The organism is Paenibacillus sp. J22P90 (assembly GCF_059692195.1).
The window spans coordinates 59,023-70,974 of record NZ_JCAUAY010000005.1 but is presented as its reverse complement, the minus strand read 5'-3'; the positions used below and the strand labels follow the sequence as shown (position 1 = coordinate 70,974).

At 47.9% G+C, this 11,952-nt stretch carries 6 protein-coding genes; 2 read left to right on the top strand and 4 right to left on the bottom strand.

Annotated features, from left to right (window positions below; all coding sequences use genetic code 11):
* The first annotated feature begins 203 nt into the window (after positions 1 to 203).
* On the top strand, positions 204 to 2,114 hold the full coding sequence (locus AC58UX_RS17610; RefSeq protein ID WP_497255007.1) for an FAD-dependent oxidoreductase: 1,911 nt from the start codon (positions 204 to 206) through the stop codon (positions 2,112 to 2,114).
* 84 nt (positions 2,115 to 2,198) lie between these two features.
* Here AC58UX_RS17610 and AC58UX_RS17605 read toward each other — a convergent pair whose 3' ends face one another.
* Entirely contained in the window at positions 2,199 to 4,136 is a 1,938-nt protein-coding gene (locus AC58UX_RS17605; RefSeq protein WP_497255005.1) for a stalk domain-containing protein, read from the bottom strand.
* 227 nt (positions 4,137 to 4,363) lie between these two features.
* Here AC58UX_RS17605 and AC58UX_RS17600 point away from each other — a divergent pair, with 227 nt between their 5' ends.
* The gene (locus AC58UX_RS17600; protein WP_497255003.1) at positions 4,364 to 5,614 is read left to right on the top strand and encodes a CapA family protein; all 1,251 of its coding nucleotides are present in this window, start codon (positions 4,364 to 4,366) and stop codon (positions 5,612 to 5,614) included.
* 98 nt (positions 5,615 to 5,712) lie between these two features.
* Here the strand turns inward: AC58UX_RS17600 and AC58UX_RS17595 are convergent, their stop codons facing one another.
* The 3 genes from AC58UX_RS17595 to AC58UX_RS17585 form a co-directional block, all read right to left on the bottom strand.
* On the bottom strand, positions 5,713 to 6,816 hold the full coding sequence (locus AC58UX_RS17595; RefSeq protein ID WP_497255001.1) for a chymotrypsin family serine protease: 1,104 nt from the start codon (positions 6,814 to 6,816) through the stop codon (positions 5,713 to 5,715).
* Positions 6,817 to 7,194: 378 nt separating this feature from the next.
* On the bottom strand, positions 7,195 to 10,683 hold the full coding sequence (locus AC58UX_RS17590; RefSeq protein ID WP_497254999.1) for an AAA family ATPase: 3,489 nt from the start codon (positions 10,681 to 10,683) through the stop codon (positions 7,195 to 7,197).
* Between the two features lie 66 nt (positions 10,684 to 10,749).
* On the bottom strand, positions 10,750 to 11,928 hold the full coding sequence (locus AC58UX_RS17585) for an exonuclease SbcCD subunit D (protein WP_497254997.1): 1,179 nt from the start codon (positions 11,926 to 11,928) through the stop codon (positions 10,750 to 10,752).
* Positions 11,929 to 11,952 lie beyond the last annotated feature (24 nt).

The following is an 11,952-nucleotide window of genomic DNA, read 5'->3' as shown; positions in this document are numbered from 1 at the left end:
TCAATGATTCATCCTCTCAAGGTTGTTCTAATGTGAAGTATATACTTAACTTATGCGGCCCACACGGGAAAGAATAATTTAGATTATTTAATCCTAAAGGCGATATTAGACGGCGGTCAATTCACTAGTAGACTGTTAGTCTATTTACGCATATAATAAAGGTAAACTGATCGTCTGAATGGAGTGAGCGGATGAGTCAATTCATGAGAGCCTCGACCCGCAAAAAACGCGATGTGATGATGGAAGTCGCCTTAGCGATGTTTATGGAAAAAGGCTACGAGAATGTCTCTGTCGATGATATTATCGCGGCTACCTCGACATCCAAAGGAACCTTTTATCATTATTTCAAAAGTAAGGATGCCATCATTTCCGCGTTATACAGCAAGCAAATTCAATTGATTCAGGACTGGGTCAAACAACCCCCATCCAAGGTCCAATCATTAGAGGGACATATTAATCGTCTTTTTTTAGACTTAGCGTCCAATATTCAGTTCTCACCTAGATTAGTTCGCAGCTTGCAGGCACTTTCACTTCAAAATGATACGGTTAAATTGGAAGAACTTCAGCAATTGAAGGTATTGACCGAAAGCTTGCTGCACTGGCTCCCGGAGCCAAAAAAGATTGAACTGCTCGTTTGCATGTATGCAGGCACGATCCGAACCTGGTGCAATCAAGATGATGCCGACCTGCTCTCCATGATGAAAAATAACTTAGCCTGGCTTTGGGTAGGTCTTCGTTCCGTAGAACCAACCGCATCCCTGCAGGTAGAACCAGTCCCCAAGGAGGAAAAACGTATGAAAGTAGCCATTATCGGCGGAGGACTTGCTGGATTAACAGCAGCCGCTTATTTATCTGAAAATCCACATGTGGAAGGGATCTTGTTTGAGCGCAGTCCGCAGCTCGGAGGCCGAGCATTTACGTATGAGAAAGCGGGTTTCACGCTCAATTACGGTGCCCATGCCATTTATGGGATTGATCGCCATACATTGACTACGATGGAACGTGAACTTGGACTCTCATTCTCCTCCAAGCAAGTAGATAAGCGTAAAGTGGTCTATGCCAAGCATAATCAGCTTACTACTGCTCCGCTAGATGCCATAAACCTGTTGAAAACGGATTTGCTGAGCACAATTCAAAAAGTTCGGTTCGTCGGTGAAATTGCTGCCATTATCGCAAATATTCACAATATTAAAAACTACGCTACTTTAGCTGATTATCTGGCTGAATCCAATGCCGACGAGGATGTAAAAGAGCTATGGGAGCACTTGGTGTGCTCTAACTTCTTCATTACGCCTGAGGATGCTCGAAACGTATCCGGCGCTGTGATCAGCGAGTATTACCACAACTTGTTCCTCTCCAGCAAACCTGTGAACTATGTGTTAGGCAGCTGGGCTGTGATCACGAATCAATTGAAACAGAAGATGTCCACCTCCGGAAAATGGGAACTCGCGCTTCAAGAAGGTGTCGATGGACTTCGCTATGAGGATCGCAAGTTTGTTTTAAAAACGAAAACACGCGAAATGGCGTTTGATAAAGTGATCTTTGCTATGCCAGTACAGCAAGTCGTTAAGCTGCTGAAAGGTACGGCATGGGAGCCATTCCTTGCACCGTATGAATCCAATACGGCTACTGAGGTCATGGTTTACGACATCGGGTTAAGCCGCGTCGTCGCTAGACCATTCAGTTACATCAGCGATATGGACAATAAGCTGTTCATCAGCGATGTTTCAGCAACAGACCATACGTTAGTGCCAGATGGCGGTCAATTGCTTCAAGGCATCGCATATCTAAGTGACAACTTCGAAAGCGATGAGGATCGTAAAGCTTATTTGGATAATAAAACCTCTCAAATGGAAGCCCTTTTCGATCAACACTATCCAGGCTGGCGTGATGTCACTGCAGTTAAACGTGTATCGAAGAAAGCAATGGTTTCCAGCGTGAAGAATGTTTCAACCAATCGTCTTTTACCAACTCGCGTGGAAAACATTCCATTCTACTTCTGCGGCGACGGCTGCACAGGCAAAGGCGAGTTAGCAGAACGCGCATTCTCTAGTGCACGAAGTGCAGCATTATCCATTGTGCAAGAGGTTGAACAAGCGCTGCAGAATGTTTAGTGTTAGCTTAAAATAACATGCATAAAAGCTGCTCAAGATCTGACTTATCGTCAGAAATTGAAGCAGCTTTTTGTTAATTAAGGCTTATTTCGTTACGATGGTTACCGTTCGGCTAGTGCCATCCCAGTTGACGATGCCGCCAAAGGCTTCTCCTACAAATCTAGCAGGAGCAAGTGTATACCCATTTACAAGTCTAGCTGGTTCTTCCAGTTGGATTGCTTTCCCATTTACATAAACAGTGCTTTGATCAAGTGTCAGCTTTACGGTAGTGCTCCCTTTGGTTGCTGTAACGGATCTCGTAGCCGCATCATAATCCACCTTAGCCCCCATGGCTTCGAAAATGGCACGAAGCGGCGTAAATGTCGATCCATTTACAATGACAGGTGCTTGTTCAAATTTCTGCTCGTTCCCATTGATCGCAACAGAAACTTGTGAGGAGATACCAAAGGTTCGCAGCGCAACTTGCTGGCCAGATTTATTCAGGATGCGGAGCTGTAACACAGAACCTTCTGGCACATCGCCAGCTTTAAGGTCTAAGCCATAAGGAAGACTCGTTTGGGAGGCAATGACCCGTCCATTCAACAAATATTCAACCTTGCCAATGTACACTTCAGGTATTTTGATAAACGGAATGACCCGCGTTTGCTTCGTGAAGGCTTGATGATCCGCATTAATAGGCACATAACCTACTTGGTTTGCAGGCTTAGCTGCATCTTTAACTTCTGAAAGTAAATATGGATTTGCAATTAATTTACTGTAGTAGCTTTGGATTTCAGATGAAGTCGATAGTGAATAGTCGTTCTTCGCATTGTTCATTTGCTGATCCACATTAAAGTAGGTAATTGCCTTAAGTCTTGGATATTTGTACGGCATGATTTCATACAACCGTTGTAGATTTAGCTTAGCCCACTCTGTGTAATCTTCACTTGCAGAATGCGAGTAGTGTGGCACTCCCGTCTCACTAAGCATCAATGGCTTACGATCTGAGTAGGTGTTATACAATCGCGTCAGTCTTTCTACGTTACTTGTTGCAAGCATCGAAGGAAGTGAGGTATCCCCGTTTTCATACGGCTCAATGTACAAGCTCACGCCAACCCAGTCTACATACGCGTCACCAGGATAGTAGGGATCGATATCATTAGCAGGCACATCCCCCGGACTCCAAACCATAGCCACGTTCGGCGCTTCAGCAGCAAATACATCATGAAGCATTCTAAACTTCGCAATATACTCCGCAGGATTCCCGTGCCATTTCACCCAAGCGCCATTCATCTCGCCAGCAAAACGTAAAAAGATTGGAATTCCAGCTGCTTTCGCTTCCTTAGCCCATTGTCGCAAATATGCGCCATCGATAACAGGATCAAGCCCCTCAAGCGGTTCCCAAGCAATTTGTAAAGCGCCGCCAGCATCTTTCGCTCGTTTTACATAGGAAGACGGAAAGCTTTTGCCCCAAGAGGAATAGGCTAAGTAAATCGCATGCTTTTTGCCATAAACGGATTGAGTTTTTGTGAACACATTACCGACTTTCGGATCTTGCTCCGAATAAATCCCTAAATATGTACCATAGGCAGGTTCGAACTTTGCAAGTTGTGAACCGTGAGGTTTCGTAAGTTGCTGCACAACATCCTCGTTTTTATCTTCACGATACAATTCAACGGTTGTCCGAATTTGATCAGCACGCTGCAATTTCACAGCTCCCCAATCCCTGCCTGCGTTCAACCAGTATTGATTTTCCTGCTCATAATAATGAATCGCTTGGTCATAATCACCGATCTCGTCAAAATACGCATCTAATTTTCCACTGAACAGCGCTGCATTCTCCCAATCCCCATTGCTTGCATAATGATCAGCGAGAAATTGCCAATGCGGAACGGCAGCTTTGGAATTGCCTGATGCTTGCAGCGAATCCGCTTGTGTCCAATGATCCCAAACCACATCCGCTCGTACGGGTGCGGGGGATTGTGCAATGCCAGCTGCAAGAATACCAACTGCCAGTGATAAAATTCCTATTCGTTTACTCATTTTCAATACAAACAAACTCCCTTTCATGGTGTTGTCATATATTCGCATGTATTAAATACGTTATGAGACATAAAAAGTAGCACATAATTCAAAAAAATGACAAAACCACCCCCATTCGCTAACGATATTAAGAAAAATCCCGAGATTTCAACACGACAGTTCGAGGCCTTCTGCAATTCATAATTGTTAAAATATAGAAAAAAGTATGACGGAAGGGTTTGTCCCGAATGAAAAATAAAAGCTCCAGTTTTCTCCTAGCAGCATGCCTAAGCCTTCTTGTCGTCGGTTGCGAGACGATGCTTCATCCATCACTATTTGAAGAGGCAGCAATTTCTATAGATGCTAGAAATGATCAACCCAATCAACAGTTAAATACTTCACAAACCTTAGAACCACTCCCAACGACGGCGTCGTTACTTGAAGCAAATGAACATCAAGATATCCCTGTGATACCTACAAATGAAGTTAACGCGTCCCCAAGTGTCGTATATGTACAACCCACTACTGTGCCGAAAGAATTGCAAGAACCACTACACATTCTATATGCCGGTGATGCCATGTTCGATTGGTCCGTGAAAGAGGCGATCAAGCGGAATGGTCCTGATTTTCCTTTTAAACATATTAAATCTGAAATTGAACAGGCTGACTACTCATTTGTCAATCTCGAAACCGCTGTTACCCTCGAGAATGATCTGGATACGAACCAGATTTATAATTTCAAATCTAATCCTGAATCACTTATCGGCCTGAAAAATGCCGGCTTTGACATGGTTTCTGTCGCCAACAATCACTCCATGGATTTCTTGCAGAAAGGATTTCTCGACACCCTTACCCATCTGGATAAGGCAGGCCTGCTTTATGTAGGTGGCGGTCTGAATACACAAGAAGCTTACCGAGCAAAGAGTGTGACCTTGAAGGGGAAAAAGGTGAAATTCCTCGCCTTCTCTCGCTTTATCCCTACTGGAGACTGGTTCGCAGGACCGAATAAACCCGGTATTGCACAAGCGTATGATCGGAAGCCCGTACTCGATGCTATTGCACGTGAACGTCAGGATGCTGACTATGTTCTCGTCTACCTGCATTGGGGAGTTGAGATGAACAACCGCCCAGAGCCTTGGCAGCGAGAATTTGCAAAGCAAATGATCGATGCAGGCGCAGATGCTATCGTAGGTAGCCATGTGCATGTGCTTCAAGGTTTTGAGTATTACAAGGGGAAGCCCATCGCCTATTCCATCGGGAATTTTCTCTTCCCTGACTATGTAACAGGGCCAAAAGCAGATACAGGTCTTCTCCATTTGAAACTTAATGAAGGCAAAATCGAGATGTCATTTCAACCATTTTACATTGAAAAAAATCAAATTATCGCTAAAGGCGAAGCTTACGTAGAAAAGCAATTAGCTTTTTTACAATCGATTTCTTACGATGTGGCGCTTGAGGGTCAGGTGATCCGTCCACAGGTAGGGATTGCTAGTCGGTGAGGGCTTCGCGAAAAATTGATGGAAAATGTAAAAGGCAATGCGTCGATCTGATTATGTAATGGAATGCCTTGGCATTCCGATTATAAATACACACATGATTATTTATGCGGTTTCACTAAAATCGCTCTCGTCCGCTTCCGCTGCAGCTCAGTCAACGGTTGCACATACGAAGCATCGCCAATTAGCGCTGTTCCTTTGATTTTACCTGCCTTAAATGTACCGCCTGCTGCCGGGATTGCTGTACGCACACCATAAGAAGACATAACGACACCGATCGGGTTACAAATCGAGCGAGAACCATCCGGTGGACCTGCAAAATTGAGCGCAACCGCATAGCGGTCACTTGCACGAAGCCAAACAGAACCGGAATCTCCAGGGAGAGAAACAGGGCCGTTATTGCCAACGACTACAGTCTGATTGCGGAATAGCAATGTGCCAAGGCTCCCCCCATACGATACACGCACATCCACATTGTTTGACTCCACGGTTCCTCTGACGAAGCCTGTGGTACGTCCAGATTTATATACTTGAAGCCCGACAGGATAGCTGCGGAGATGCCCTGGGACTGTAATCAATTGGCCCGAGGCGCTGCGCAAGTACCGTGGATTCAAGATGCCGTTTGAGGTCGGTAAGGCGATTGACGAATCTTGGAAATTCACTTCACTTGGACGTAACGGCACAAATTGATACGCCTTACCAACTCGATCCGTCCCTGTCGCTCCGCCATCAGCAGGCCCTGGTTGTACCGTTTTCGAGAAGGCAGAGGAGTTATTTCTGATCAGTACATGGTTGTTGCTTAGGATGTAAAGCTGATTGTTTTTAGTTACAATTAAACCCGCTGTCCCTGTAGAAGCGGGATTGGTTTTACCAATACTCACGCCGCCTGGCACTGGGCGATAGCGATTATTAAATGACGCAGCTTTATAAGCTTTCGGCTTAGTAGCTGTCAACACATGCGCCTTGAAAGAATTCGAGGAGAGAAAGCGAACCGGCACGGATGAACCTAATTTGGAGGCGACACTTTTGAGGTTGTTAAGTCCGGATGGCATGATTTTTTGATGAGTATATACGATGACGCTTGCTCCCGCTGTTGGCTTCTTGGGATCTGCATATCCGACGCCGACCGCCATAACCTCTGCCCTCTTCAACAATACAGGCGAAAGTCGATTCTTATGTTTCAGTGCTTCATGAAATGATGCCATGCACATTCCCCTTTTCGTCATGTTGGTGCAGTGTATGCCAACTTGTACGGAAAGGCTTGATAACTTTACCTAGAGAGGATAGGGAAATGAGGAAAATTTTTATTTAGTTCGGAATTGACGAACTAAATCCATTGTCAGCAGCAACAAACCTCAATTAGTCAGGATTTGCCGAACTAAATCACCACATTCACCCCCCTCCTGCGAAAAGTGAGCATTTAATTCGGTAGAATCGAACTATTCATGATTTTCCGAGTGAATTCCCGGATTTAGTTCGGAAATATCGGACAAAAGAGGCTAATGACGGATCTAATAAAAAAGGCTAATGACGTAGTGTTCGTCATTAGCCTTTCCTTCGAGATAATGTGATAAATAACTGCTTTATATTTCTTCAACTGAAATGCGACTTCCACGGCCTGATGGCTCCGCGGGATGGACGATTAATTTGCGAACGAGTCGAGCACGCAGCTCGGGAACGTGAGAGATGACACCTACCGCTAGTCGATCCGTATGCAGTTTCTCTAAAGCGCCAATGACCATATCCAGTAATTCCTGGTCAAGTGTACCAAAGCCCTCATCCAGGAAGAAAAACTCCAATGGATACTCGCCTTTTAGCTGTATCTGAGCTGATAAGGCTAATGCCAAAGCTAACGAAGTAAGGAAGGTTTCCCCGCCGGAAAGTGTGCCAACCGGACGCTTCACCCCGCCATTCGCGTCATCACGAATGACGAAGCCACCGCCAGAGTCGACTTCAATACCGTACCGTCGACGCGTCAACTCACCAAGTCGCTCGGATGCCGCGCGACTTACTTGCATTAACTGCTCTTCGGCTAGGTACTCAACGAAGGCATTGGCTTTGAGCACGGCTTGCAGCTTACCAAGCCGCTCCAGCTGCGTCGCCTGCTCCGCGCGCTGCGCTTCGAGCTCGCACCAGCGCGAGTGCCGCGCAGCGAGCTCGCTGGCGCCCTGCGCCGCCTTGGCCCGCGCCTCCAGCGCGGCCTCGGCGCCAGCCTTCGCGTCGCTCAGCTGCGCCTGCGACTGCGCCCACTCGGCCGCGCTCAGCACGCGGCCCTGCAGCTTCGCTGCCAGCTGCGCCAGCTGGGCGCGCAGCGCCTGCTCCTGCTCGCGGTGCTCCGCCGCGAGCTGTGCCCAACCGCGGCGCTGCTCAGGCGCTAGCGCCGCGGCCTCTACGGCTTCGCGCGACGCGAAGCCGCCTTTCTCGAGCGCGCTGGCTAGCGCGCGCTCGGTCTGCGCCAGCTGCCGCGCGGCAGCGGCAGCGGCTTCGGCGGCGGCGCTGTAGCGCTGCGCCGCCAGGGACTGCTCGCGCTGCGCAGCAGCGTGCGCGAGCTTGGTTTGCTGCGCGAGCTGTCGCAGCTGCGCTAGCGCGGAGGTCGCCTCCGCGATGAGCTGCGGCACCGCCGCGCCAGGCGCGCGCTGTGCGAGCTGCCGCGACTTGTCGGCGGCGAGCTGCGAAAGCCCTTGCAGCCGCTCATGGAGCTGCAAGGCTGTCCGATCCTGCTCTTGCGCTGCAAGCTGAAGACGCTCAAGGCCCGCGATTAGCTCCTCGAGAAACGGAACGCTTTTCTCAATACGTCCGCGCAGTTCATCCGCTAACCGCTCTCGTTCAAGAAGCTGATGAAGATGATCATCTACCTCATCCCACATTAACCCCTCATAGTCTAGCTGCCATTGACGAACCTTATCTTCAACGGATTTGCTTATGCTCGTAAACTTGCTCTGTGCTTCTACGAGCGATTGAGCAGCAGCCTGTGTTTGGGCCTGTAAGACAAGCTCTTGTTGAGTTAGCTGGGCATGTTCTTTGTTTAGAATTTGAAAACCTCTCTCATATTCTTCCACTTGAGTCATAAGAGTTTGAAAGTCAGACTCCAATAGTTGCCATTGCTTCTGCCAATCTGCCAGATTCATAGCAGCATGATCTCTACTCAGCACTTTATCTTCTTGAGCTCCCCGTTCTAGACCTGCAGCTGCTTCCTGCCGGGATAACGCTATACCCACATAGTCCTTAGACTGCTTGCCTATAACGTCAGCTGGGAAATCCAATTCTGCCCCCTGCTTTTGCAAATCGGCCATTTTGCGGAGTGCTTGCATACCTTGAAATTGTCGTTCTTTCACTTGCTGTAATAATGGCTCGACCTGATGCAGTAAGCCTTCAGACGAATTTGTATCGACCGTACGCAATGAGGCCTCATTGTTTTCATGAAGAGCCGGATGCTCCGTCGCACCGCACACAGGACAAGCTTCTCCCAATTCCAGTTCAGCAGCCAATACTGCCGCCAAGGCATGGCGTTCTTGATGTTTCAATTGCTTACGCTGCTCGTCCAACCACACTTGCAGGCCGGTCAGCAATTTCGCAAAAAAAACATCATGTCTCTGTATATGACCCTTACACGCCGCATAAGCAGTCAGCCAACTTCCAAGCTTTCCATGGAGAACTCTCTGTTTCTCCAGGATCAAGCCTCGTACATGTTCAACAGCTGTAGAAGCACTTGCTTTGTCATCTTTGTTTTTCTTCGCTTCCTGTTCTTGAGTCTGAAGGAGGAGAATATCTTTTTTCGCGTGTACGGCGTTTTGCAGCCATTGTCTCTTCGTGGCATCCGTTTCTACCAGCTTTAATTGTGCTTTAAGCTCTGTTTGTTTCGCCACAGCTTTTTGCTTCGTTTCATTCGATTTAGCAATGTCCGCCTGCAGACTTTGTAATGCTGATTTAACTCCCGCTTCTTGTGTTTGTGCCGTTTGAATTTGAGACTGTACTTGCTCCAGCTCCCGCTCAATAACAAGCGCTTGCTCCAACTGATCCAAGCGGAGCATGAGCGGCCCTTCCTGAACAGCCAACTCCTGCTGCGCTTTATCAAACGCTAGTGTCGCTTGCTGATATGCAGCTTCAGCAACCACTTGAGATTTCGTTGCCGTGTCAAGCAGCACTTGGCTAGATTGCACCTCATTAACAGCTAACCTATGCTGCTCCACATATGGAATAACGCGCTCCGCTTGTTCCGCAAACTTGAGCTGCTGTTCTTTTTCAGCAATCTGTCCCTCTTGCTCCCGATGTTTGAGCTGCTCTTGCTGGAGTGTTTCTGATTCCTTGATCCATTGGAAAACTTGCTTATGCTCCTCATAGCGCTTCTCTTGCCGCTCCAAATGATCACGACTACGAACCGCTTCTTGTTCCGCCTCTTGCAGCCTGTTATTAGCTTCCTCTAAGGCCGATGAAGACGCATCGCCTAGCCCCTGCTGCTCAGCAGCAAGCTGTTTAACAGTGCTGTCCGTTTCCTTTACTTTGGAGCTGACCTTAGCACTCAAGTGGTCCCCGTAGGTTTCAAGATGGAACAGCCGCTGCAGCATTTGTCTACGATCTTTACCCGTCAACGTTAGAAACTCAGCAAACTTCCCTTGCGGCAAAACGACCGCTCTCGTAAAGTCCTGCATCGATAGCCCCAGAATATGTTGTACCTGCTGATTGACTTCGCCCGCCTTATCCGCAAGCACGATCGTTTCGTCATCACGAATATGTAAGAAGCGAGAGATAGTACCGTTAATGGACATCTCAGCCCCACGCTTGAATTGCCGCTCAACCCGATAACGTTCTGTGCTCGTTGCATTGGTCAGCTCAAATGTAAAAGAAACAAACAGCGTTTGCTCCGCATGATTCATAATCGCTTGCGTACCGCCGCTCGCACGTTCTACTTTGCCATACAAAGAAAGGGTTATCGCATCTAAAATCGATGATTTCCCGCTTCCCGTTGGACCAAAAATTCCAAACACACCAGCATCAATGAGCTGGCTAAAATCGATGGTTTGCAGCTCACGATAGCTTTGCAGACCGGACATCTGTAACTGTAGTGGACGCATCTTTACGCTCCCCCTTTCTCTTCTATCTCAAAGTTATCCACAAGCACTCGTTGGGGAAAACAGATGTTATTCGCCGGACGCATCTCCAAGCTCCTTCTCTTGCAGCAGTTCCAAAAATAACTGAACTAATGCAGGCTCAGGCTGTGCGCCTCCCGTTTGACGCGCATAGAAACGTGTAAAATGTTCCTCCATTGAAAAAGCTGCCTTCGGCATCGACGTACGAACAGCTTCCATTTCTGGATAGATGGGACGGATATGAATGAAACCTTCGTAGGCTTTGCGCAGCGATTGGATTTGTTCAATGGACATGGCGGAAGTCATCGTGATCTCCAAATCAATCCATGCCGTGTTATCCCGCTTTTCTTCTAGCCATTGGTGCACCTGTCCAATGCCTTCCTTCGCCTTCCAGCTCACCAACGGGCGTCCTGATGTCAAGAAGATCTCCTGAGGTTCAGCCAATTGTCCTGGCGCAAGATCAAGAATGGTAACGGATTTGGCTTGACCCGCTTCCGAGAAGCTATATGCAAGGGGTGATCCGCTATATCGAATGGGAGAACTTGCCTTCACATTTTGCGGACGGTGCAAATGCCCGAGTGCTACATACTGTGCACCAGCAGTCAAAGCTGTCGTATCCACCGTATACGCTCCACCAACTTGGATCGGTCGTTCGGATTCCGTTTCATGCCCGCCTAGTACATAGAGATGACTCATAATTAAGTTAACGGTACTAGGCTCAAATGAAGCTGCCTGCTTACGAATCAGCGCACCTACCCGCTCCGAATATTTGCTGCGAAGTACCTCTTCCTCGGCAACCTCGGAAAGTAATTCTTTTAATCGAGATTCCGAAGGGTACGGCAACGTGATTAATCTCGCAAGCTCACCTGTTCTAGCTATTCCGATTGATTGAATGTCTTGAACCGGCAGACCAATCAAGGTAATGCCTTGCGTAGCCGCCAGCGGGCCAGACGCTGCTAAGCGATCCGGATGATCATGATTACCCGAAATAATCGCCACTTGCCTTTTACCGCCATCTGCTAGCCTTGCTATGCCTTCATAGAACAACTGCTCTGCCGCAGCAGGAGGATTCACGCTGTCATAAATATCTCCAGCAATCAACACCAGATCGATCGCCTGATCCTCCACAATGCCCACGAGCTCATCCATGAAAGCGATTTGCTCCTCCATTCGGCTGCGCCCCTCCAAGGCGCGTCCAAAATGCCAATCGGCTGTGTGTAAAATACGCATGTCTCATCTCCTTTCTGAACTCCG